The 23,690-nt window shown below is 70.9% G+C and carries 23 protein-coding genes; 11 read left to right on the top strand and 12 right to left on the bottom strand.

What is annotated here, in order from left to right:
- Positions 1-108: 108 nt before the first annotated feature.
- The 7 genes from FBY41_RS22350 to FBY41_RS22320 form a co-directional block, all read right to left on the bottom strand.
- Positions 109-897: a glucosamine-6-phosphate deaminase gene (locus FBY41_RS22350; RefSeq protein WP_141847356.1), complete on the bottom strand. Its 789-nt coding sequence runs from the start codon at positions 895-897 to the stop codon at positions 109-111.
- Positions 897-1,907, bottom strand: coding sequence for an ROK family protein (locus FBY41_RS22345; RefSeq protein WP_141847353.1), 1,011 nt, complete (start codon positions 1,905-1,907; stop codon positions 897-899). Before FBY41_RS22345 ends, FBY41_RS22350 begins: the two co-directional genes overlap by 1 nt.
- Positions 1,904-3,325, bottom strand: coding sequence for a glycoside hydrolase family 3 N-terminal domain-containing protein (locus tag FBY41_RS22340; RefSeq protein ID WP_141847351.1), 1,422 nt, complete (start codon positions 3,323-3,325; stop codon positions 1,904-1,906). The genes FBY41_RS22345 and FBY41_RS22340 overlap by 4 nt, the downstream gene beginning before the upstream one ends.
- Before the next feature lies 1 nt (position 3,326).
- A complete protein-coding gene (locus FBY41_RS22335) occupies positions 3,327-4,166 on the bottom strand; it encodes a carbohydrate ABC transporter permease (RefSeq protein ID WP_141847349.1) in 840 nt (279 codons plus the stop codon).
- Positions 4,166-5,059, bottom strand: coding sequence for a carbohydrate ABC transporter permease (locus FBY41_RS22330; RefSeq protein ID WP_141847347.1), 894 nt, complete (start codon positions 5,057-5,059; stop codon positions 4,166-4,168). Before FBY41_RS22330 ends, FBY41_RS22335 begins: the two co-directional genes overlap by 1 nt.
- Positions 5,060-5,167: 108 nt before the next feature.
- The gene (locus FBY41_RS22325) at positions 5,168-6,532 is read right to left on the bottom strand and encodes an extracellular solute-binding protein (protein ID WP_141847345.1); all 1,365 of its coding nucleotides are present in this window, start codon (positions 6,530-6,532) and stop codon (positions 5,168-5,170) included.
- Positions 6,533-6,647: 115 nt separating this feature from the next.
- Positions 6,648-7,775, bottom strand: coding sequence for an ROK family transcriptional regulator (locus tag FBY41_RS22320; RefSeq protein WP_260439977.1), 1,128 nt, complete (start codon positions 7,773-7,775; stop codon positions 6,648-6,650).
- Positions 7,776-7,936: 161 nt separating this feature from the next.
- On the opposite strand from FBY41_RS22320, the gene FBY41_RS22315 reads away from it, so the two are divergent.
- The 5 genes from FBY41_RS22315 to FBY41_RS22295 are packed head-to-tail and all read left to right on the top strand — an operon-like array spanning position 7,937 to position 12,165.
- On the top strand, positions 7,937-8,212 hold the full coding sequence (locus FBY41_RS22315; RefSeq protein ID WP_141847343.1) for a DUF2277 domain-containing protein: 276 nt from the start codon (positions 7,937-7,939) through the stop codon (positions 8,210-8,212).
- Between the two features lie 24 nt (positions 8,213-8,236).
- Complete coding sequence (locus tag FBY41_RS22310; RefSeq protein ID WP_141847341.1) at positions 8,237-9,364, top strand: metallophosphoesterase; 1,128 nt, start codon at positions 8,237-8,239, stop codon at positions 9,362-9,364.
- A gap of 20 nt (positions 9,365-9,384) precedes the next feature.
- Positions 9,385-10,011 (top strand): class I SAM-dependent methyltransferase, encoded by a 627-nt coding sequence (locus FBY41_RS22305; RefSeq protein ID WP_141847339.1) that lies wholly within the window; start codon positions 9,385-9,387, stop codon positions 10,009-10,011.
- A gap of 46 nt (positions 10,012-10,057) precedes the next feature.
- Positions 10,058-10,771 (top strand): DNA alkylation repair protein, encoded by a 714-nt coding sequence (locus tag FBY41_RS22300; protein WP_141847337.1) that lies wholly within the window; start codon positions 10,058-10,060, stop codon positions 10,769-10,771.
- The gene (locus FBY41_RS22295) at positions 10,768-12,165 is read left to right on the top strand and encodes an MATE family efflux transporter (RefSeq protein ID WP_141847335.1); all 1,398 of its coding nucleotides are present in this window, start codon (positions 10,768-10,770) and stop codon (positions 12,163-12,165) included. Before FBY41_RS22300 ends, FBY41_RS22295 begins: the two co-directional genes overlap by 4 nt.
- Before the next feature lie 462 nt (positions 12,166-12,627).
- On the opposite strand, the gene iolC is transcribed toward FBY41_RS22295, so the two are convergent.
- Positions 12,628-13,617, bottom strand: coding sequence for a 5-dehydro-2-deoxygluconokinase (iolC, locus tag FBY41_RS22290; RefSeq protein ID WP_141847482.1), 990 nt, complete (start codon positions 13,615-13,617; stop codon positions 12,628-12,630).
- Positions 13,618-13,851: 234 nt separating this feature from the next.
- Between iolC and FBY41_RS22285 the strand changes: the two genes are divergently transcribed.
- The 6 genes from FBY41_RS22285 to FBY41_RS22260 all read left to right on the top strand — a co-directional run bounded on the left by FBY41_RS22285 (position 13,852) and on the right by FBY41_RS22260 (position 21,548).
- Positions 13,852-15,183: an ABC transporter substrate-binding protein gene (locus FBY41_RS22285; RefSeq protein ID WP_141847332.1), complete on the top strand. Its 1,332-nt coding sequence runs from the start codon at positions 13,852-13,854 to the stop codon at positions 15,181-15,183.
- A 157-nt stretch (positions 15,184-15,340) separates the two neighbouring features.
- A complete protein-coding gene (locus tag FBY41_RS22280; RefSeq protein WP_375869899.1) occupies positions 15,341-16,330 on the top strand; it encodes a carbohydrate ABC transporter permease in 990 nt (329 codons plus the stop codon).
- Positions 16,327-17,163, top strand: a complete 837-nt coding sequence (locus FBY41_RS22275; RefSeq protein WP_141847330.1) for a carbohydrate ABC transporter permease — start codon at positions 16,327-16,329, stop codon at positions 17,161-17,163. The genes FBY41_RS22280 and FBY41_RS22275 overlap by 4 nt, the downstream gene beginning before the upstream one ends.
- Positions 17,160-18,710, top strand: coding sequence for a GH1 family beta-glucosidase (locus tag FBY41_RS22270; RefSeq protein WP_141847328.1), 1,551 nt, complete (start codon positions 17,160-17,162; stop codon positions 18,708-18,710). Before FBY41_RS22275 ends, FBY41_RS22270 begins: the two co-directional genes overlap by 4 nt.
- The gene (locus FBY41_RS22265) at positions 18,707-19,732 is read left to right on the top strand and encodes a LacI family DNA-binding transcriptional regulator (protein ID WP_141847326.1); all 1,026 of its coding nucleotides are present in this window, start codon (positions 18,707-18,709) and stop codon (positions 19,730-19,732) included. The genes FBY41_RS22270 and FBY41_RS22265 overlap by 4 nt, the downstream gene beginning before the upstream one ends.
- Before the next feature lie 193 nt (positions 19,733-19,925).
- Positions 19,926-21,548, top strand: a complete 1,623-nt coding sequence (locus FBY41_RS22260) for a S53 family peptidase (RefSeq protein WP_221629402.1) — start codon at positions 19,926-19,928, stop codon at positions 21,546-21,548.
- A 113-nt stretch (positions 21,549-21,661) separates the two neighbouring features.
- Here the strand turns inward: FBY41_RS22260 and rplI are convergent, their stop codons facing one another.
- The 4 genes from rplI to rpsF form a co-directional block, all read right to left on the bottom strand.
- Entirely contained in the window at positions 21,662-22,108 is a 447-nt protein-coding gene (rplI, locus tag FBY41_RS22255; RefSeq protein WP_141847322.1) for a 50S ribosomal protein L9, read from the bottom strand.
- A gap of 26 nt (positions 22,109-22,134) precedes the next feature.
- Complete coding sequence (rpsR, locus tag FBY41_RS22250; protein WP_013494395.1) at positions 22,135-22,371, bottom strand: 30S ribosomal protein S18; 237 nt, start codon at positions 22,369-22,371, stop codon at positions 22,135-22,137.
- A 117-nt stretch (positions 22,372-22,488) separates the two neighbouring features.
- Positions 22,489-23,106 (bottom strand): single-stranded DNA-binding protein, encoded by a 618-nt coding sequence (locus FBY41_RS22245; protein WP_141847319.1) that lies wholly within the window; start codon positions 23,104-23,106, stop codon positions 22,489-22,491.
- 105 nt (positions 23,107-23,211) lie between these two features.
- Positions 23,212-23,499: a 30S ribosomal protein S6 gene (rpsF, locus tag FBY41_RS22240; protein ID WP_141847317.1), complete on the bottom strand. Its 288-nt coding sequence runs from the start codon at positions 23,497-23,499 to the stop codon at positions 23,212-23,214.
- Between the last annotated feature and the right edge of the window lie 191 nt (positions 23,500-23,690).

Raw genomic sequence — 23,690 nt, 5'->3', positions numbered from 1 at the left:
AGAAGAAGTTCTCGACCCCTGTGCGCCGATCCACAGGCGGTCCAGTCCCACCCGTCACACCCGTCTCCCTCACACGCCGGACGCGGGCGCCTGGCGCCGAGGCGACGCTCAGAGACCGGCCGCCGAGGCGTCGTAGTAGTCGCGGTTCGCGAGCCCCACGGCGGCCGCCTCGTCGAGGACGACGACCGCATCGGCGTGCCACTGCAGCACCGACGCCGGACACGACGCCGACAGCGGCCCCTCGACGGCCGCCGCGACCGCAGCAGCCTTGCCCGCCCCCGACGCGACGAGCACGAGCCGCCGCGCGTCGAGCACCGTCCCCAGCCCCTGCGTCACGCAGTGCGTCGGCACCGCGTCGAGCGAGTCGAAGAACCGGGCGTTGTCGCCCCGCGTGCGCTCCGAGAGCCGCTTGACGCGGGTGCGCGATGTCAGGGCCGAGCCCGGCTCGTTGAAGCCGAGGTGGCCGTTGGCCCCGATCCCGAGGATCTGCACGTCGACCCCACCGGCCTCCGCGATCCGCCGCTCGTAGTCCGCCGCCCCAGCCGCCAGGGCCTCCTCGGAGTCGCCCGACCCGTCGGGCACGTGCAGCCGCTCCGGGGGCAGGCCCAAGGGACCGCACACCTCGCGCAGCAGCACCTCCCGATACGACTCCGGGTGCCGCGGTGGCAGCCCGACGTACTCGTCGAGCGCGAACCCGCGAGCCCTGCCGAAGTCGACCTCGCCGGCCTCGACGGCACCCGCGAGGACGGTATACAGCCCCACGGGCGAGGAGCCCGTCGCGAGGCCGATGACGGGCTCCGTCCGACCGGACGCGAGCGCCGCGCGCACACCCTCGATGACGACGCGGGCGGCCCGCTCGGCCACCTCCTGCGCCGTCGGCAGCACGAAGACCTCCATCAGCCGGCCAGCTCGTCGGTGAGCAGGAAGGGCCCCGGCGCGCGCCCGGGCAGCAGCGCCGCCCCGATGGCGGCCACCGGCACCGATGCCGGCACGAGCTCGAAGCGCGACTCGAGGTCGAGGGCCGCGATCATCCGTGACGAGCGCCCGCGGCGTCGCAGGTCGGCGCGCACGCCCTCGACGAAGGGCTCGCCGAGACCGGTGAGCCCACCGCCGATGACGACGTGCTCCGCCCCCGCCGCGAGCACGAGCAGCTGGATCGCGAGGCCCACTCCGTCGCAGAGCACGTCGACCGCCGCTGCCGCCGCGGCGTCGCCGGCAGCCGCTGCGGCAAAGGGATCCCGGCCGCCGCCGCGCGACGGCGGCCACAGCCGGGCCAGCGCCGAGCCCGACGCGATCGTCTCGAGGCACCCGACCTGACCACACGAGCACACGACGTCGCCGCCGACCGGCAGGTGCCCGATCTCCCCTGCGGCGCCGTCGATCCCGCGAACGAGCACTCCGCCGCGGACGACCGCGGACGCGAGTCCCGTGCCGAGGTTGAGGTAGGCGAGCGTTCCGACGTCCCCGCTGCCGTATGCCGTCTCGCCCGTCCCGCTCGCCGCCGAGGTGACGTCGGGGTGCAGGCCCCAGCCGCGCGGTCCCAGGTGGTGCGCACCGAGGGCGGCCGCCTTGACGTCGTTCTCGACCTCGACCCGAAGGCCCAGGGCCCGGGAGAGCTCCGACGACAGCTCGAGCGACTCGACGTCGAGGTTGACGGCGTGTCGCACCAATCCCGTTCTCGGGTCGACGAGTCCGGGCATGCACGCGCCGGCCGCACTGATCCGCCCGAGACCACTGACCGCGTCGGCGACCTCACGTGCGAGGCGGACGGCGACGTCGACGACCTGCGCTCCACCGCGGCCCGAGGGCGCGCTGCGCAGCGCGACGACCGTGCCGTCGTGCCTGACGGCGGCGACGGCGGTCTTCGTGCCACCGATGTCGATGCCGAGGAGCAGCTGCTCGCTCATCGCGCCCTCACCCCGAGCAGCCGACCGAGGGCCCTCGCGGCGACGACGGAGCCGCCATAGGTCACCACGTCCCCCTCGCCTCGCGGCCAGCCGCACTCGACGACGATGACCGAGTGTCCTTCTGCACGAAGCCGATCCGCCACGACCCACGCCGGATGGCCCGGCTCGAGGGAGCGCCCCGCGACAGCGACCTTCGCACCCGCACGCACGTCGTCGGCGTCGGTCGTGAGACCCGCAGCCTCGGGCCCCCACGCGACGCGGCCGACAGCGAGATTCGGCTCGCTCGCGACCTGCACGATGACAGGCGGTGCATCGACAGCCTGCCAGGCGCGAGCAGCATCACTGACCGAGAAGGCCTGCGCGACAGTGTCTTCCGACCAGAGGACCTCCTTCGAAGCAGCGGCGGCCACGACCGCACCCGGTGCGAACGTCCGCCGGAGCCGCTCCACCCGCGCCGCAGCGTCGGCCAGCCGCGTGCGGTCCAGTCGGCCGGACTCCACGGCAGCGACGACGGCGTCGACGATGGCGAGGTAGTCGTCCTCGGTCGTCTCCGACCCGGTGCACAGCAGGTCACACCCCGCCTGGAGAGCGCGCACCGCAGCCTCCGGGATGCCGGTCTCGGCACTCGCACCCGCCATGTCGAGCGCGTCGGACACGATGACGCCGTCGAAGCCGAGCCGGCCCCGCAGCACGTCGCCGAGCATCGTCGGCGAGAACGTCGACGGCCGCTCAGGGTCGATGGCGGTGACGACGACGTGCGACGTCATGACGCACGCGACACCCGCGGCGACCGCGGCCCGGAAGGGCTCGAGCTCGCGCACCTCGAGCACCTCGGCAGGCGCGTCGACCCGCGGGAGCGCGAGGTGCGAGTCGGTCACGGTGTCGCCGTGCCCCGGGAAGTGCTTCGCGCAGGCGGCCACGCCCTGCGCCTGCAGGCCCTCGACCGCCGCGACGCCGTGCCGAGACACGAGCGCCGCATCCTCGCCGAAGCTGCGCACCCCGATGACGGGGTTGTCGGGCGCCGAGTTGACGTCGACGACCGGCGCGAGGTCGAGGTTGATGCCGTATGCCGTGAGCTCGCGTCCGATGGCCGCAGCCGACTCCCGCGTCAGGGCGGTGTCGTCGAGCCGCCCGAGGACGGCGTTGCCCGGCTGGTTCGACCCGGTCGGGTAGTGCAGCCGGGTGACGTCGCCACCCTCCTCGTCGACGGAGACGAGCAGGTCGGGAGCGACCGACCGCAGCTCGGCGCAGAGGCTCGACAGCTGCTCGGGGCCGGCCACGTTGGCGCCGTAGAGGCAGACGGCGGCGAGCCCGGCGGCATACTCGCGGGTGACCCACGGGGCGACGGTCGTGCCGACGAAGCCGGGCATGAGCGTGCCGACGACGAGGCGCCGCAGCGCCTCTCTCGTGCTGTCCATCTCAGCCCTTCACCGCCCCGCCGACGAGGCCACTGCTCATCCGGCTCTGCACGAGGAGGAAGAAGACGATGACGGGGATCGCGACGAGGGTCGAGGCGGCCATGACCTGGCCCCAGTCGGTCTCGCGCGTCGCACTCGCCTGGATGAAGCCACGCAGCCACAGCGGCAGCGTGCGGGCCTGCTCCTCGGTCATGACGACGAGGGCGACGGTGAACTCGTTCCACGCCTGGAGGAAGGCGTAGACGCCCGATGCGACGAGCCCGGGAGCCAGCAGCGGGAAGGTGATCCGCAGGAAGGCCTGGGTGCGCGAGAGCCCGTCGACCATGGCGGCCTCCTCGAGGTCGATCGGCACGCCGGCGACGAAGCCGCGCAGCATCCAGATCGTGAAGGGCACGACGGCGGCGGTGTAGAGCACCGCGAGGCCGAGGACGTTGTTGAGCAGACCCACGGAGCTCATCATCTTGTACTGCGCGATGAAGAGTCCCTCGGCCGGCAGCATCTGGATGAGCAGCAGCGCCAGCACGAACGACGCGCGGCCGCGGAAGCGGAAGCGGCTGATCGCGAGAGCGCCGAGGAAGGCGATCGCGAGCGCTGCAGCGACGGTGACGAGGGTGACCGACAGCGAGATCGCGAGCGCCCGCCCGAAGGCCGGGTCACCGAGCACGGTGGTGAAGTTGTCGAACGACCCGCCGAAGGGCAGGAAGGTCGGCCTCGTCGACGAGAGCGTCGCCTTGTCGAGGAAGGCCGAGTTGACCATCCAGTAGACGGGGAACGCCCACGCGAGGGCGAGGACGACGGCGAGGAGCGTGAGCAGCCCGCGGCGGAGCTTCGTGGCGCGCATCAGGACTCCTCCTTCATGAGGGAGCGGACGTAGTACCAGCTCATCGCCACGGTGAGGGCGAGCATGATGACCGAGACCGCGGCGGCGGCGCCGAAGTCACCGGCGCCCGTGCCGAGCTGGTAGATGTAGGTGCCGAGCAGGTTGGTCTCGTTGGCGAAGCCGCCGGCGTCCTGGAGCAGCTTGATCTGCGTGAAGACCCGCAGGTCCCAGATGAGCTGGAGCAGCAGGACGATCGAGACGACCGGCGCGATGAGCGGCAGGATGATGTGGCGCAGCCGCTGCCACCCGCTCGCGCCGTCGATCTGGGCCGCCTCGAGCACCTCGGGCGAGACCTGGGTCAGCCCGGCATAGATCGACAGGGCGACGAAGGGGACGCTCATCCAGACGACGATGACGGCCGCGACGGCGAAGAAGGAGAGCGGCTCGACGAGCCAGTTGTGGCCCTGGAAGTCGCCGCCGAGGCGGGTGAGCAGCCAGTTGAGCACCCCGCGGCGCCAGTCGACGATCCAGATCCACACCGTCATCGACGTGACGACGGGCATGGCCCACGCGACGAGGAGGGCGATCTGGAGGATCAGGCGAGCGGGGGTGCTGACGGCCCGCATGAGCAGGGCCATGCCGCCGCCGATGAGGACCGTGCTCGCGGCGCAGACGAGGCAGAAGACGATCGACCGGGCGATGACGACCCACAGGTAGCCGTCGGTGAACAGGGCCGTGTAGTTGTCGAGACCCACCCACTCGGGCGGCTGGCCGAACTGCTGGAGCATCCCGTAGTGCTGGAAGCTCGTGATGACCTGCCAGCCGATCGGGTAGCCGAGGGCGACGAGGAGGATGAGCAGCGTCGGGATGATGAGGGCGAGCGGGACCCGCCTGCTGGAGGACGCCGAGGACATGGTGAACCTTTCGAAGGGGTGCCCGGTGGTCGGTGGAGGTGCCCGACCACCGGGCCCTGCCTGCGATTCCGTCTAGCCGTCAGTGTGTGCCGCCCCGAGGGGCGCCCCTCACTTGAGATTGAGGATCGGCGTGATCTTGGCGTCGTACTCCGCGGCGAGCGCCTTGAGGTCGGCGGCGTCGCGGATCTTGCCGAAGAACTCCTCGAGGATCATCTTGGACTCGACGGCCGCCCAGCCGGGAGCGGCCGGGGTCAGCTTGGAGTTGGACGCCGACTCGATGAGTGCCTTGGCGAACTGGTCGGTGCCGAGCGAGCTGACGTAGTCGGAGTTGGCCGGCCCGAGGCCGGCCTTGCCGAGCATCTGCTGGTACTCCGGCGAGAAGATGATCCTCAGCAGGTCGCGCGAGAGCGCCTGGTTCTGACTCGCCTTGGAGATGCCGATGTTGGAGCCGCCGGCGAAGACCGGGGCCGGCTTGCCGTCGTTGCCGGGCAGCACGAACGTCGCGAACTTCGCGTCGTTCCACTCGCGGACCTTCTTGCCGTCCTTCTCGACGAGGTCACCGATCGACCAGTGCGCCCAGCCCGGCGCCATGATCGTGGCGGCCGCGAGCGAGGTCTTGCCCGTGACCTTCTGGTTCTCGTCGAGGATCTCGTCCGAGTCGTTGATGTAGAGCCACGGCGTGGCGTCCTTGGCGTCGGCCGGCGCCTTGGAGGCGTTCTTGTAGAGGTCCTGCAGCTGCTCGAGGCCCTTGATCGTGTTGGGGTCGCTCAGCGTCGAGACCCACTGGCCGTTCTCCTTCTTGGCGAGGTCGCCGCCGTTGGCGAAGATCCAGGAGATGCCGTTGCGCCAGTCCTGGCCGCCGAGGAAGAAACCCGAGAAGTCCTTGATGTCGCGCGGGTTCTTGGCGGTGATCGTCTTGACCGCCGTGTTGAACTCGTCGAGGGTGGTCGGCGTCTTGACGCCGGCCTCCTTCCACAGGTCGGAGCGGGCGAACATGTAGCGCGAGCCGAAGTAGTAGGGCAGCGCGTACTTCTTGCCGTCGACCGAGCCGACGTCGACGAAGGACTGGAGCAGCTTGGCGCCGCCGAGCTCCTCGTACATGTCGGAGACGTCGCTGAAGGCGCCGACGTTGGTGAAGGTCGGGGCCTGCGTGTTGCCGAGCTCGGTGACGTCAGGGGTGTTCTTCGGGTCGGGCAGCGAGGTCGTCAGCTTGGTGACGATGTCGCCCCAGCCCTGCTCCTCGATCTTGAGGGTCGCGCCCGTCTTGGCCTTGAAGGTGTCCTGCAGGTAGGTCCGCAGCTCCTTCGGGGTGTCACCGCCGACCACCCAGAAGGTGATCGTCTTGCCGGTGTTGTCGGCCTTGCTCGCAGTGGTCGCCGACGACGAGGAGCCGGTCGATCCCCCGCCACAGGCGGAGAGCAGCAGAGCCGCCGCCGCGGTCGTGGCCACGGCCAGACCCAGGGTCTTCTTCATTGCGTGTGCTTCCTTTCAGGGTGGCCGCGGTGCGGACCGGTGTGAGGTGGTGCAGCTGGAGGGGATGCTTTGGTTGGGGTCCCGCGGGCGTATGCCGCATGGCGGGGGTGGGTGGTCACACGACGCCGAGCTGGTCCCAGAGGACGAGCACGGCGGCGCCGCGCAGCACGATGTCGTCGGAGTCGTGCGCGATCCGCACGGTGAGCTCGGCCTCGGGCCGGGCAAGGAGCCGGTCGCGCAGCGTCTGCTCGACCGAGTCACGCAGAGGGCCGGCGAGCAGGTGCCCGGGGCCGGAGAGCACGACCTCGGCGAGGTCGAGCACGGCGACGACGGGAGCGAGCGCGATGCCGAGCCGCTCCCCCGCCTCACGCAGCGGAGAGTCGTCGCCCGCGGTGGCGAGCGCCTGCTCGAGACGGGGCGCCGAGACCCACGTCTCGAGGCAGCCGGTCTTGCCGCACCGGCATACGGCACCCCCGTCGGTGCCGACGGTGACGTGCCCGATCTCGCCGGCGGCGAAGTGCGCGCCGCGCACCCGCTGGCCGCCGACGATGAGCCCGCAGCCGACACCGCGGCCGATCTTGACGAGGACGAGGTCGTCGCCGCCGTTGCCGAGGGTGTAGTCGGCGTGCACCGCGGCATCGGCGTCGTTGACGACGAAGACGGGCAGCCCGGTCGCGTCGGCGATGAGGTCGCGCAGCGGCACGTCGCGCCACCCGAGGTTGGGGGCCGTGTCGACGACGCCTCCGGCGACGACGATGCCGGGAGTGCCGACGCCGATGCCGAGGATGGGCGCCGTTGCGGCAGAGACGATCTCATCGACGAGCTCGAGAACCCGCGCGGTGATCGCGTCGCCCGTGTCGTCGCCGATGGGGCGCTCGGCGCGGGCGAGGATGTTGCCGTCGAGGTCGAGCACGGCGGCGCGCAGCACCTCGTGGGCGGCGAGGTCGACGCCGATGGCCTGCAGGCCGGTGCGGTTGACGTCGACGAGGGTGGCCGGCTTGCCGGGGCGCACCTGGTCGGACGGACCGAGCTCGACGGCGTGGCCGCTCTCGATGAGCTCGGCGACGAGGTCGGAGACGGTCACCTTGCTCATGCCGAGCCGGCGGGCGAGGTCGGCTCGGCTCATCGCGCCGACGGAGTAGAGCATCTGGAGCACGAGCGAGAGATTGTGGCGCCGGCCGTGCGCAGGCAGCATCGCGGTGCGCGGCGAGACGCGGCGAGCGCGGGGAAGGGCGGTGGTCACGAGAGTTAGTAAAGTTTACTAACTCCTAAATGGCAACCCCTCAGGGCGGAGAATCTTCCCGCGCCTCCCGACCAACCCCGGTTCGAGGTGATCCCGGCGCCGACGTGGGTGCCGCCATCACCTCGACCCCATCGGGCGCTCCCGCCGCCTAGAGTCGGTCCATGTGCCGCAACATCCGCCAGCTCCACAACTTCGACCCACCTGCCACCTCTGACGAGGTGCGTGCCGCCGCGCTGCAGTACGTTCGCAAGGTCAGCGGCAGCACGAAGCCCAGCCAGGCCAACCAGGCCGCCTTCGACGAGGCCGTCGAGGCCGTCGCGCACGCGACCGCCCACCTGCTCGAGCACCTGACGACGACGGCGCCGCCCAAGGACCGTGAGGTCGAGCGGCAGAAGGCCCGCGAGCGCAACGCCGTCCGCTTCGGCACCCCCGCCTGACCGGCATCGGGCCGGCCACCCCCTGTGTCGATCTTCGTCATCGTCGTCGCGGCAGTCCTCGCGCTGCTGACCTTCCTGCTCTACCGCCGGCTCGCCGTCGCCCCCGACCTGCCGACCCGTGGCCGCTGGGCCGTGGCGCTCGTCCTCGGGCTGCTCTGGGCGGCCGCGCTCCTCGCCTTCGCGATGCAGGCCGGCGTCATCGACCCGCACCGGGCGCGGTGGCTCGCCTGGCTCGGCATGACGTGGCTCGTCGCCGCCTGGTACCTCCTGCTCGGCACCCTCGTGCTCGGCTTCGCCGCGCTGCTCGCGAGCCTCTCGAGCAGCCCCCGGCCCCGGCGGCGGTTGCTCCGCGTGGGCACCCCCGTCGTCGTGGTCGCGGCACTCGGCGCGACGGCATACGGCCTGCACGAGGCGGCGATGCCGACGGTCACACCGGTCACCGTGACGAGCCAGCAGTTGCCCGAAGGTTTCGACGGGCTCCGGGTCGCCCTCGTCACCGACCTGCACGTGGGCCCGGTACGTGACGCGTCGTTCACGCAGCGGGTCGTCGACGAGGTCAACGCGCAGCGCCCCGACGTCGTCGTGCTCGGCGGCGACCTCGTCGACGGCAAGGTCAGCCAGGTCTCCGACGCACTGGCGCCGCTCGCGGGCCTCGAGGCGCCCCTGGGCGTCTTCGCCGTGAGCGGCAACCACGAGTTCATCTCGCAGGAGGCGGACGCGTGGCTCACCTACTGGGAGACGCTCGGAATCACCGTGCTGCGCAACGAGAACGTCGCCCTGCGGCGGCAGTCCGACACCATCCGCATCGCCGGCGTGCACGACGAGACCGGCACGGGCGCCGACGCGGCCGACGTCGACGGCGCCCTCGGCAGCGCGCCCGCCGGCGGCTTCACGATCCTCGTCGCGCACCAGCCCCGACAGGCCCTCGATGCGCAGGGGCGCGGGATCGACCTCCAGCTCTCCGGCCACACCCATGGCGGGCAGGTGTGGCCCTTCCGGTATGCCGTCCGCCTCCAGCAGCCCGTCATCGACGGTGTACGGATGGTCGGGGACGTGCCGGTGCTCACCTCGCGCGGCGCCGGCGCCTGGGGCCCGCCGGCGCGGGTGATGGCGCCGCCCGAGATCCCGCTCATCACCCTGCGTCGTGGCTGACGGACGATAGGTTCGAGACCGTGGGCTGGTGGACGACGCACGTGACGCCCCGGCTCGTCGAGGTCGGGTCGACGAGCGAGGGGATGCTCGCCTTCCGCCGGCGGGTCTGTGCGGGGCTGACCGGCCGCGTCGTCGAGCTGGGCTTCGGCGGGGGCGCGAACCTCGAGGTGATGCCCCCCGAGGTCACGTGCATCGTGGCCATCGAGCCCTCCGACGTGGCGTGGCAGCTGTCGGGCAAGCGGCGGGCCGCCTCCACGGTGCCGGTCGAGCGCGGGGGTCTCGACGGCCAGCGGCTCGACCTGCCCGACGAGAGCGCCGACGCCGTGCTCTCGACGCTGACGTTGTGCACGATCCCCGACGTCGAGGCGGCGCTGCGCGAGGTCGTCCGGGTGCTGCGCCCGGGCGGCGCCCTGCACTTCTTCGAGCACGGGCTCGCACCCGACGCCGACGTCGAGCGCTGGCAGCACCGGCTCGAGCCGATGCAGATGCGACTCTTCGACGGGTGCCACCTGACGCGGCGCATCGACCGGCTCGTCGAAGAGTCCGGCCTCGTCATCGAGACCATCGAGCGCGCCTACGCCCCGGCGCCCGGAGTCATGCGGCCGTGGCTCTACGGCTACCTCGGCCGGGCGGTGCGGCCGGCCTGACGAGACGGGCGGCTCGGGTGTCGGGAGTCCCGGCTACCTTGGCTGCATGGTCGGTCAGGGGGTCCACGACGAGCTCGTCGCCGCCGTGCGCGCCGCCCTCGCCGAGGGGGGTGATCCCGCACGGGCCCCGGGCCAGCAGCGCTACATGAAGTCGGCCCTGCCCTACCGCGGCTTCACCTCGCCACAGCTCAAGGCCGCGCTGGCTCCGCTGCTGCGCGACCCGGGGCTCGCGATGGAGTCGCGCGAGCAGTGGGCGGCGACGATCGAGTCGCTGTGGCACGGCGCCACGCACCGCGAGGAGTGGTATGCCGCGATCGCCCTCGCGCGTCACCGCCCCTACCGCAGGTGGGTCGACAGCGACGTGATGCCCTTGTGGCAGAGCCTCATCCGCCTCGGGGCCTGGTGGGACGTCGTCGACGACATCGCCACCCACCTCGTGCGCGATACCGTGGTGTCGGCGCCGTCGGTCGAGGCCCTGCGCATGCGCGAGTGGGCGTCCGACGAGTCGCTGTGGGTGCGCCGCGCGGCGATCCTCAGCCAGATCGGCAGGCGCGACGGCTTCGACGCCCAGCTGCTCGTCGACGTCATCGAGCCCAACATCGACGACGGTGACTTCTTCAGTCGCAAGGCGATCGGCTGGGCCCTGCGCGACCGGGCCCGGCTCGACCCGGCCTGGGTGCGGGGTTTCGTGGCCTCGCATCCGGACCTCTCCGGCCTGTCGCGCCGCGAGGCGCTCAAGCACCTCGGGCCGCTCCCATGAGCGCCGACCCCGGGTCGCGGGAGCAGCGGGAGCATCAGGAGCAGGAGGAGACCGAGCTCGACGAGTGGGGACGCGCGGTCGCGCGACGGCGGGAGATCCTCCGGCTGGCGGTTCCGGCCTTCCTCGCGCTCATCGCCGAGCCCCTCTTCCTCCTCGCGGACTCGGCGATCATCGGCCATCTCGGCACGGCCGAGCTCGCCGGGCTCGGGGTGGCGAGCGCTGCCCTCGTGACCGGCGCCGGCATCTTCGTCTTCCTCGCCTACGGCACGACGAGTGTCGTCGCCCGACATCTCGGCGCCGGCGACGAACGGTCGGCGATCAGCGCCGGCATCGACGGCTTCTGGCTCGCCCTCGGTCTCGGCGCGGTGGTGGCTGCCGTCGTCGCGATCTGGGCCGAGCCCATCTGCGCGGCGTTCGGAGCCTCGCCGTCGGTGCTCGAGCAGGCGACGACCTACCTGCGCGTGTCGGCCTTCGGCCTGCCCGGCATGCTCGTCATCCTCGCCGTCACCGGAGTGCTACGAGGCCTCCAGGACACCATCACGCCCCTCGTCGCGTCCGTCGCCGGCTTCGGCGTCAACATCGCGCTCAACCTCTACTTCGTCTACGGACTGCACTGGGGCATCGCCGGATCCGCGTGGGGGACCGTCATCGCCCAGACCGGCATGGCGGTCGCCCTCGTCACGGTGCTCGTTGTCAAGGCCCGTGCCCGCCAGGCGTCCCTGCACCCGCACCCGGGGCGCGTGCTCACGGCCGCGCGCACCGGCATACCCCTGCTCGTGCGTACGCTCGCGCTGCGCGCGGTGCTGCTGCTGACGACGTGGGTCGCGGCCTCGCTCGGCGACGTCACCCTGGCGGCGCACCAGGTGGCGATGACGATCTGGTCGTTCCTCGCCTTCGCGCTCGACGCGCTCGCCATCGCGGCTCAGGCCATCGTCGGGCGCGCCCTCGGCGCCGGCGACAGGCCAGGGGTGCGCGAGGCGATGGGCACGATGACGCGCTGGGGCACGTGGGGCGGGCTCGGGATCGGGCTCGTCGTCGTCGCGCTGCACGGGGTGATCCCGCCCCTCTTCTCGCCCGACCCGGCGGTGCAGGAGGCGCTGTCGGCCGCGCTTGTCGTCGTCGGTCTCGGCCAGGCGGTCTCGGGCTACGTCTTCGTCCTCGACGGCGTGCTGATCGGAGCCGGCGACGGCACGTGGCTCGCGTGGGGCATGCTCGTCACCTTGGTCGCCTACCTGCCGATCCTGCTCGCCGTGCGTGCGGCCGGCCCCTCGGGCTCACCGGCGCACGACGTGGCGATCCTCTGGGTGGCCTTCACCGGGTTCATGGCGATCCGGGCCGTCGTGCTCGGGTGGCGGGCGCGGCACGACGACTGGATGGTCGTCGGCGCCCGCTGAGTCCGGCCCGCCGAGTCCAGCAGGCGGGGGGCCGCGTCGGGAACTGGGCACTCGACCAGACCCCACCATCGAGTGCCCAGTTTCCGACGGGGGAACTGGGCACTCGACCAGACCCCACCATCGAGTGCCCAGTTCACGACGGGGGAACTGAGCACTCGACCAGACCCCACCATCGAGTACCCAGTTCACGACGGAGGAACCGGTCTCGCCGGCCCCGCCGACCGTGTCCGGGATGCAGGCCTGAGGTAACTGGTAGGGGCCTCCCAGCGTTCTTTAAGGTTGCGGGGTCATAGTCGTACTCGTGAGTTGCTCCTGTGCGACTCGGTGATCTCCTCCCCTGTCGGATCACCGGGTCAAGGGCACCCGCCCCTGCTGGTCGAGTTCGGCGACGTGACCAGCGGGGGCGGGTTTTCTCTTTGCCCCCAGTCACTTTCGCGCGACCGTCAGCGCCGCCCGAGCGACTCACCAGGCCCCGTCGGCCACCTCGACGTCGGACAGCAGCTGCTGCACCTCGGCCGTCGTCGGCATCGCCGTCGAGCACTCGACCCGCGACGCGACGATCGCCCCGGCGACGTTGGCGAAGTGCAGGGCGCGCTCGAGGTCCCAGCCCTCGAGCAGGCCGTGCACGAGGGCGCCCCCGAGGGCGTCGCCCGCGCCCAGTGCGTTGACGACCGTGACGGGATAGGCGTTGACCTGCACCCGCTCGCTCGCGGTGACCCCGAGCACCCCCCGCGGGCCCTGCTTGACCACGGCGAGGTCGACGCCGGAGGCCAGCAGCGAGCGTGCCGCAGCATCGGGGTCGCTCTCGCCGGTCGCCAGCTCGCACTCCTCGACCGTGCCGATGGCGATCGTCACCTCGCGCAGCCCGCGCGCCACCTGCTCGCGCGCCTCGACCGGGTCGTCCCAGAAGCCCGGCCGGTAGTCGAGGTCGAGCACCGTCGGCACCCGGCGTCCACGCTCCTCCCAAGCCGCGAGGTGGGCGGACCGGCTCGGCTCCTGCGACAGGCCCGTGAGCGTCGACCAGAAGACACGTGCGTCTCGAATCGCTTGCAGCGGAAGAGAGTCGGCGCTGATCATGAGATCCGGCGCGGTCGGGTAGCGATAGAACCAGATCGGGAAGTGGTCGGGCGGCATGATCTCGCAGAAGGTCACCGGTGTCGGCGCGCCGCCGACGAGGGTCGCGACGAACGCGTCGTCGACGCCGAGCTGCAGCAGCTGGCGGTGGACGAAGCGCCCGAAGGCGTCGTCGGACGTCGCGCTGATGAGCGCGGACCGGCGGCCGTGTCGCGCCGCGGCCACCGTGACGTTGGCCGCGCTGCCCCCGAGGAACTTCTCGAAGGTGCGCACCTCGTCGAGCGTCACGCCGTGCTGGAGCGGGTAGAGGTCGACCCCCACCCTTCCCATCGCAAGCAGGTCATAGGGGCGTTCGGTCCGGAGGTCGTGCGCCGGCATGGCCGTCCTCTCGCTCGGGTGGAGCGTCGCTGCTCCCATCCCACCCCACCCTCCGATGCACGGTCAACCAGCTCGGCACGTCGATCACGCCACAGGTCACGGGTTGGTAACGGCACTTGACCCGGATGACGGGCTGCCTCCATCCTCATCCGTGAGAGCGCTCTCACGCATCCGTTTCACGCACGGAGAGCGCTCCCACGACCCATCCTGGGAAGAGACCGAAGGAGCTCTCCAATGTCCCGTACCACCCGCTCCGGCGACCGTTCCGGCCGCCGCGCATCGGCGCGATCCGTCGCGCTCGCCACCATCGCCGTCGGGGCCCTCGCCCTGACGGCCTGCAGCTCCAGCTCGGGCGACACGGCCGGCTCCACCCAGGCCGGGGCCACGTCCGCCAGCGGACCGGTCACCCTGACGCTCGCCACCTTCAACCAGTTCGGCTACGAGGATCTCATCCCGGAGTTCGAGAAGGCCTACCCGAACATCAAGGTCACGCACAAGAAGGCCGCGACCTCCAACGAGGCCCGCGACAACTTCTTCACCCGCCTCTCGGCCGGCAGCGGCATGGCCGACGTCGAGGCCGTCGAGGTCGACTGGCTGCCGGAGATGCTCCAGTACTCCGACAAGTTCAACGACCTCAAGTCCCCCGACGTCGAGGGCCGCTGGCTCGACTGGAAGGCCAAGGCCGCGACCGACGCCAACGGCGCCCTCATCGGCTACGGCACCGACTCCGGCCCCGAGGCCATCTGCTACCGCAGCGACCTCTTCAAGGCCGCCGGCCTGCCGAGCGACCGTGAGTCCGTCGCCAAGCTCTTCGGCACGACGTGGGACAGCTACTTCGCCGCCGGCAAGCAGTTCGCCGCCAAGTCGAAGGTCCCCTTCTTCGACAGCATCGGCGCCACGTACCAGGGCATGGTCAACCAGCTCGAGGCCGCCTACGAGAACCCGACCGACGACTCGATCACCGCGACCGAGAACCCCGAGGTCAAGAAGGTCTACGACGCCGTCGTCAAGGCCGGCATCACCGACGGCCTCTCCGCCAAGCTCCAGCAGTGGGGTGACGACTGGACCGCGAGCTTCCAGAAGGACGGCTTCGCAACGATGCTCTGCCCCGGCTGGATGGTCGGTGTCATCGAGGGCAACGCCAAGGGTGTCAAGGGCTGGGACGTCGCGAACACCTTCCCCGGTGGCGGCGGCAACTGGGGCGGGTCCTACCTGACCGTCCCGAAGCAGAGCGCCCACCCGAAGGAGGCCCAGCAGCTCGCCGCGTGGCTGACCGCGCCCGAGCAGCAGATCAAGGCCTTCAAGAAGGTTGGGGCCTTCCCGAGCCAGGTCCAGGCGCTCAGCAGCCCTGACCTGCTCTCGTTCAAGGTCGCCTCGTTCAACGACGCACCGACCGGCCAGATCTTCGCCGACCGGGCCAAGGCCGTCACCATCGCCCCCTACAAGGGCACCCACTACTTCGCGATCAACGACGCGATGCAGCAGGCGCTCACCCGCGTCGAGCAGGGCAGCTCGCCGCAGGAGTCGTGGGACAAGTGGGTCAATGACGTCAAGGCCCTCGGCTGAGCCGAGCATCCACGGTCTGACGGGGCCCGACACGTCCCGGGCCCCGTCAGACCGGCCCCAGCACAAGCCAGCGGTATGCCGCTGAGCGCCGACCAGCGGCTGGCGCGGTGATCCCCCTCCAGGCACCGCGCCACCCGCCCGACGAGCGGATCCGACCGTGACCGTCCAGTCCCCCTCGCGCCTGAGGCCGCAGGACCCTCCTCCCACCGCCGTGGAGCGCACGCCGATGGCGCCGCGGCCCGCCTGGCGCCGCCGCCTCACCCGCGCCGACGAGAAGGCCTCGCCCTACGCGTACATCTCGCCCTTCTTCATCCTCTTCGGCGTCGTCGGGCTCTTTCCGCTGCTCTACACAGCCTGGGTCTCCCTGCACAAGTGGAGCCTCATCGGCGGTCAGGGCGCCTTCGTCGGGCTCAAGAACTACACCGACGTGCTCGGCCAGCCCTACTTCTGGAACGCCCTGAAGAACACCGTGAGCATCTTCCTGCTCTCGAGCGTGCCGCAGATCATCATCGCGCTGCTCATCGCGGCGGCCCTCGACAGCAACCTGCGCGGCCGCACCTTCTGGCGGATGGGCGTGCTATTGCCCTACGTGCTCGCGCCCGTCGCCGTCGCCCTCATCTTCAGCGACCTCTTCGGTGACAAGTTCGGCCTCGTCAACCACCTGCTGGGCCTCGTCGGCATCGACCCGATCCAGTGGCACAAGGAGGTCCTGCCGAGCCACGTCGCCATCGCCACGATGGTCAACTTCCGTTGGATCGGCTACAACGCCCTCATCTTCCTCGCGGCGATGCAGGCCGTGCCCCGCGACTACTACGAGGCGGCCCTCATCGACGGCGCCGGCCGGGTGCGCACCTTCTTCTCCATCACCATCCCGCAGCTGCGCGCGACGATCATCTTCGTCATCGTCACCTCGACGATCGGTGGCCTGCAGATCTTCGACGAGCCGCGGATGTATGACCAGTACGGCCTCGGCGGCGCCGACCGCCAGTGGCAGACGCTGACGCTCTACCTCTACCAGCTCGGCTGGACGCAGAAGAACTTCGGCCGGGCCGCCGCGGTCGCCTGGATGCTCTTCCTCATCATCGTCGTCTTCGCCATCATCAACTTCCTGCTCACCCGCAGGATCGCCTCGAAGGGATCCCGATGAGAGCCAAGGTCATCCGCCGCACCCAGGCCAGCCCGGCGGCATACGTCTTCCTCATCGTCGTGCTGCTGGCGTCGGCCTTCCCGCTCTGGTGGTCGTTCGTCATCGGCAGCAAGGACGCGGCCGCCATCGTGCAGGACCCGTACTCCTTCGTCCCCGGCGGGCACTTCATCCAGAACGCCGCGACCGTCGTGACGACCGTGCCGTTCTGGAAGGCGCTCGGCAACAGCATCATCGTCAGCACGACGGTCTCGCTCCTCGTCGTGCTCTTCTCCGCCATGGCCGGCTTCGCCTTCGCCAAGCTCCGCTTCCGGGGCCGGGGCGGCCTGCTCGTCTTCGTCATCGCGACGATGGCCGTGCCGACGCAGCTCGGGATCGTGCCGCTCTTCATCGTCATGAGCAAGCTCGGCTGGATCGGCAGCCTCTGGGCCGTCATCGTCCCGAGCGCCGTGAGCGCCTTCGGCGTCTTCTGGATGACGCAGTACCTCCAGGAGGCCCTGCCCGACGAGCTCATCGAGGCCTCACGGGTCGACGGCGCGTCGACGCTGCGTACCTTCTGGTCGATCGCGCTGCCGGCCGTGCGGCCGGGCGCCGCGATGCTCGGCCTCTTCACCTTCATCGCGACGTGGACGAACTTCTTCTGGCCGTTCATCATCCTCGACCCGGGCAACCCGACGCTGCCCGTCGCGCTCCAGCAGCTGCAGGCGGCCTACTTCGTCGACTACTCGCTCGTGCTCAACGGCGTCGTCCTCATGGCGCTGCCGCTCATCGTCCTCTTCGTCTTCGCCGGCAAGCAGCTCGTCTCCGGCATCATGCAAGGAGCAGTCAAGGGATGACCGCCCACCTGACCCACCCCGCCGACGTGAGAGGAGCGACCCCGGTGACACCCGAGCTCATCCTCCCGGGGACGCGCCCGGTGCCGACGAGCTTCGTGCTGGGAGCCGCCACCGCGGCCTACCAGATCGAGGGCGCCCGGCACGAGGACGGGCGCCGGGACTCCATCTGGGACACCTTCTCGCACACCCCGGGTGCCGTCGTCGACGGCGACACCGGCGACGTCGCCTGCGACCACTACCACCGGTATGCCGCCGACGTCGCCCTCATGCGCTCGCTCGGCCTGCAGTCCTACCGCTTCTCGACGTCGTGGACGCGGGTGTGCCCCGACGGCGGGCCGGTCAACGCCGCGGGTCTCGACTTCTACGAGCGGCTCGTCGACGCGCTCCTCGAGGCCGGCATCGCGCCCTGGCTGACGCTCTACCACTGGGACCTGCCGCAGGCGCTCGAGCACCGGGGCGGGTGGACCGAGCGGTCGACGACCGACCGCTTCGTCGACTACGCCCTGGCCGTGCACGACCGCCTCGGTGACCGGGTGCGCACGTGGACGACGCTCAACGAGCCGTTCTGCTCGGCCTTCCTCGGCTACACCGGCGGCATGCACGCGCCGGGTCGCACCTCCCCCGCCGACGGGCTCGCTGCCGCGCACCACCTCATGCTCGCCCACGGCAAGGCGGTGCAGGCACTGCGCGACCGCGACCCGTCGCTCGAGCTCGGGCTGACGCTCAACTTCACCGTGGCCGACCCCCTCGATCCCTCCGACCCGCGCGACGTCGACGGTGCGCGACGGGTCGACGCCCAGATGAACCGGATCTTCCTCGACCCGATCTTCCGCGGCGAGTACCCCGCCGACCTCCTCGAGGACGTCCGCCACCTGGGACTCGAGGACCACATCATGGACGGCGACCTCGCGGTGATCTCCACCCCGATCGACGTCCTCGGCGTCAACTACTACAACGGTGAGGCGATCGGGCACGAGGCGCCGGCCGCCCCGCTCGACGACAGCGTCAACGGCGGCCGTGAGACGCGCTCGCCCCTCCCGGCGGCGGAGCACGCCCACCGGCACCCCCGCGGTCTGCCCGTGACCGACATGGACTGGGAGATCCAGCCCGAGGGCCTGACCCGCCTGCTCGTCCGGCTCCACCGGGAGTACGCCGGGCCCGCCGGGGTCGCCCTCCACGTCACCGAGAACGGCGCCGCCTTCGACGACGTGGCCGACGACCGCGGGTTCGTGCAGGACCGCGACCGGACGGCATACGTGCGGGCGCACCTCGGGGCGGTCCTCGACGCGGTCGAGCAGGGCGTGCCGGTGCGTGGCTACTTCTACTGGTCGCTGCTCGACAACTTCGAGTGGGCGTGGGGCTACGCGAAGCGGTTCGGTATCGTCCGTGTGGACTACGACACCCAGGTGCGCACCCCCAAGGCGAGCGCCCTCGACTACGCCCGCATCATCGCGACCCGACAGCTGCCGCCGCCCGACGCGCCGCCGACCGGCATCGAGACGCACGACGACACCCACGACCACCCGTCAGGAGACACGCGGACATGAGCGACGGGACGCCGGCCCCCGTCCGACCGACTCTCGAGGAGGTCGCCCGGGTGGCCGGCGTGTCGCGCGCCACGGTGTCACGCGTCATCAACGGCTCGCCCCGAGTGAGCCCCGACGTGCTCGTCGTCGTCGAGAAGGCGATCGCCGAGCTCAACTACGTGCCCAACCGCGCCGCGCGGTCGCTCGCGGCCCGGGCCACGATGTCGATCGCGCTCGTCGTGCCGGAGAACGCGCACCGCTTCTTCGGTGACCCCTACTTCGCCGACGTCGTGCAGGGCATCAGCGAGCGGCTCGACGACAGCGACTACGTGCTCAACCTCCAGCTCACGCACCCGAGCTCCCCGTCGGAGAAGACCCGGCGCTACCTGCTCGGGGGCAACGTCGACGGTGCGATCGTCGTCTCGCACCACTCCGGCGACCACTTCCTCGCCTCGCTCGGCCGGTCGCTGCCCGTCGTCTTCGGTGGTCGGCCGCTCGGCCAGATCGCCAACCCCGGCGACTACTACATCGACGTCGACAACCGGCTCGGTGCCCGGCGCGGCGTCGAGCACCTCATCGCCCGAGGGCGCACGCGGATCGCGACGATCACCGGGCCGGCCGACATGCCGGCCGCCGTCGACCGCGAGATGGGCTGGCGCGACGCCTTGGCGGGCGCCGGGCTGAGCGACCACCGCATCGCTCATGGCGACTTCACCGAGGCCGGCGGCATCCGCGCGGCGCTGGTCCTCGTCGACGAGCACCCCGACCTCGATGCGATCTTCGTCGCGAGCGACCTCATGGCGAGCGGCGTGCTGCTCGCCCTCGAGGAGCGCGGGCTGCGGGTGCCCACCGACGTCGCCATCGTCGGCTTCGACAACAGCCCCTACGCCACGCGCGGTCGGATCGGCCTGACGACCGTCGCCCAGCCGTCGCTGGAGATGGGCGTCGTCATGGCCGACACGCTGCTGCGGCTGCTCGCGGGTGAGCAGGTCGAGCACGTGACGATGATGGAGACGAGCCTCGTCGTCCGCGACTCCAGCTGACCCGGCCCGAGCTCGCCACCCCTGTCGAGGCCTCACGATTCGGACCGTTTCGCGGGCCGGCACTCCCGATCGGTGCGACAGTGAAGAGGTCGCCGGATCGAAGCAGGTCCAACCAACAGGTCGCATTCCATAGATCGAGGCCCGGCGGCATCTCTTCGGCCGCCGGGGCCCGCCATGGCCAGAATCCAAGGCGGTGAGGGCATTGGCTGCCCGCAAGATCTTCAACGACAGTGTCGTTCCCCTACCCGAGTCGGACGGGCCCGCGCCCAACGGGGCGGTCGTCCAGTCGGCTACCCAGCGCGAGCTCGACGACACGCTCGACGTGCTGTTCACGCTCTCGCTCGACCCCGAGGCGACGGCGAGGCTCGAGGCCAGGGTGGCCGCCGGCGAGGTGGCCACTCCGGAGGAGATCGCGGCGGCGACCGCACCGGACGCCGCGCGCACGAAGCTCACGGAATGGCTTGAGTCGCATGGCTTCTCGGTGGCCAAGTCCTCCGCGGACGGCAGCTCCGTCTATGCCTCCTCGACGGTCTCCAACATCGCCGAGCAGCTGCAGGTCGACATGGCCAAGGTGACCAAGGACGGGGTGACCTACTCGGCGGCCCGCACCGCACCCAGCCTTCCGGCCGATGTCGGTGAGGGGGTCCGGGCGATCCTCGGCCTGCAGCCCTACCGCCAGCTCAACAAGCACTTCCGCAGGTACGTCGGGCCCACGGACGTCACCGGGTCACGGGCTCTGGCACCGGCAGCCGCAGCGACCGGGACGCCGCCCTATCTCGTCGACGACCTGCGGGCGGCATACGGCGCGCAGGGGCTGTCGGTCACGGGGAGCGGCCAGGTCATCGCGATCCTCATCGACACCGTGCCGGCGGCGAAGGACCTCAAGGCGTTCTGGGCGCGCAACGGCTTCACCGGCGCTTCCGCCAGCACGAAGCGGGTGACGAAGATCAACGTCGGCGGCACCACCCTGCCGCCCGCCGAGGGAGAGGAGACGCTCGACGTCGAGTGGTCGAGCGGCATCGCGCCCGGGGCGAAGATCCGGGTGTATGCCGCGGGGTCGCTACGCTTCGTCGACCTCGACCAGGCGCTCGACCGGATCATCTCCGACCTGCCGCGCCATCCCGGGATGCGCCAGCTCTCGATCAGCCTCGGGCTCGGCGAGACCTTCCTCGGGGGGCCCGGCGGCGAGGTCGCGGCCCAGCACCAGAAGTTCCTCAAGCTGGCCGCGGCCGGGGTCAACGTCTTCGTCTCGAGCGGCGACGCCGGGTCGAACCCCGACGGCTCCGGGCACGGGTCGAGTGGCCCCCTCCAGGTCGAGTACGAGGCGTCCGACCCCGTCGTCATCGGCGTCGGCGGCACGACGCTCGACCTCAGCCCCGGGGACGCCGTGACGAGCGAGACGGCCTGGACCGGCAGCGGGGGCGGGGTGAGCGTGCTCTTCGCGCGACCGGCGTGGCAGACCGGGCCGGGCGTGCCCGCGGGCGATAAGCGGCTCGTCCCCGACGTCAGCGCGGCAGCGGACCCGAACACCGGCGCCCTCGTCATCCTGCACGGCCGCGACGCCCAGATCGGCGGGACGAGCTGGAGCGCCCCGGTGTGGGCCGGCATCTGCGCCCTGCTCAACGAGGCGCGGGTGAGCGCCGGCAAGCCGGCGCACGGCTACCTCGCTCCGCTGCTCTACCCGCTCGCCGGGACCACCTGCTTCCGCGACATCACGTCGGGCAGCAACGGCGCCTACCAGTCGTCGGCCGGCTACGACCGGGTCACCGGTCTCGGGTCGCCGCACGTGGGCAACCTCATGGCGCGGCTCACCTGAGGGGGCACGACGACGGGCCGGGATCCGCTGGTGCGGATCCCGGCCCGTGTCGCTGTGCTCAGGCATGCCCGGAGCGGTGCCCAGGCAGACCTCCGGCAGAACTCAGGCAGAACTCAGGCGGAGACGACCTCGAACGTGAGGACGGCCGAGACCTCGGGGTGCAGGCGGACGGTCGCCTCGTAGGAGCCGAGCGTCTTGATGGCCTGCTTCACCTCGATCTTGCGCTTGTCGAGCTCCGGGCCACCGGCGGCCTTGACGGCAGCGGCGATGTCGCCGTTGCTCACGGCGCCGAAGAGGCGACCGGACTGGCCGGCCTTGGCCGGGACCTTGACCGACGTGGCCTCGAGCTGGCCCTTGACACCCTTGGCGGTGTCGAGGTCCTTGATCTCGCGGACCTCACGGCCCTTGGTCAGGGCGTCGACCTGCTTCTGGCCGCCCTTGGTCCACGGGGTCGCGAGACCGCGCGGCATGAGGAAGTTGCGGCCGTAGCCGTCCTTGACCTCGACGATGTCACCAGCAGCACCGAGGCCGGAGACCTCGTGCGTGAGAATGAGCTTCATGGTTCGTTTCCTCTCTCGAAAACGGCTCAGCGAGCCGAGCTCGAGTAGGGCAGCAGGGCCATCTCACGGGCGTTCTTGACGGCCGTGGCGATGAGACGCTGCTCCTGGACGGACACACCGGTCACCCGACGAGCGCGGATCTTGCCGCGGTCGGAGATGAACTTGCGCAGGAGCGCGGTGTCCTTGTAGTCGATGTTCTCGACCTTCGCCGCCTTCAGCGGGTTGGCCTTCTTCTTGGGCTTGCGCACAACGGGCTTTGCCATCGTGGTGCTCTCCTTCGTGATGAGAGCCCGGGGTCAGACGCCCCGGGATGGGTCATTGATGTCTTGTCGTATGCCGTCCGGCGGACCGGGCAGCGGAGGCCGACCCTCGCGGGTCGGTCAGAAGGGAGGCTCGTCGTAGCTAGGAGCCGCGCCCCAGCCACCACCCTGGCCACCCTGCGGAGCGTTGGGTGCAGCGGCGGGCTGTCCCCAGCCGCCGCCCTGACCGCCGGCGCCCTGGCCGGCAGGCGCGGAGCCGCCGGTTGCCCAGGGGTCCTCGGCCTGACCACCCTGGCCGCCACCGGCCGGGGCACCCCAGCCGCCCGCGTTGCCCTGGCCACCCTGGCCGCCGAAGCCACCACCACCGCCACCGCGCTGGGTCTTGTTGACCTTGGCGGTCGCGCTGCGCAGGGACGGGCCGATCTCGTCGACGTCCATCTCCACGACGGTGCGCTTCTCACCCTCCTTGGTCTCGTAGGACCGGGACTTGAGGCGACCGGAGACGATGACACGCGTGCCCCGCTGGAGCGACTCGGCGACGTTCTCTGCCGCGTCACGCCACACCGAGCAGCGCATGAACAGCGTCTCGCCGTCCTTCCACTCGTTGCTCTGACGGTCGAACTGCCGCGGCGTGGAGGCCACGGTGAAGTTCGCGACCGCAGCACCCGACGGCGTGAAACGCAGCTCGGGGTCGGCGGTCAGGTTGCCGATGATCGTGATGACGGTGTCGCCTGCCATGGACCAGTCCTTCGTTGGGTGATCGGAGCGGATCGTTGGGCGGATCCTCAGCGGATCGTGGGGGTGACCTGGCGCCCGTCAGGACGCCGGGCGGAGAGGCTCAGCTCAGGCGCCGGGACGGAGCAGCTTGGTCCGCATGATCGACTCGCTGAGGTTCAGCTGTCGGTCGAGCTCCTGGGCCGTGGCCGGCTCAGCGGTGAAGTTGACGACGGTGTAGATGCCCTCGGACTTCTTCTTGATGTCGTAGGCGAGGCGGCGACGGCCCCAGATGTCGACGTTGTCGACGGTGCCGCCGTCCTTCGTGATGACGGTGAGGAAACGATCCATCGTCGTGCCGACGGTGCGCTCTTCGGTCTCCGGGTCGAGGATGACCATGAGTTCGTACTGACGCATGCTTCTAACCCACCTCCTTCGGTCTTGGCGGTCACGGGTCTCTCCCGTGACAGGAGGGTTGCATTCGTCCCACCGAGCCCCAGCATCACAGACCGGACCGACACGGGGTCGGCATGATCCACAGCCAGGCACACGGTGAACCCGGCAAGACTACCGGGCCACCCGGCATACCCCGAAATCCGTGCCATGGC

The organism is Humibacillus xanthopallidus (genome assembly GCF_006716675.1).
Lineage (GTDB): Bacteria > Actinomycetota > Actinomycetes > Actinomycetales > Dermatophilaceae > Humibacillus > Humibacillus xanthopallidus_B.
The sequence above is the reverse complement of the archived record's forward strand: the minus strand, read 5'-3'. Positions and strand labels throughout refer to the sequence as shown.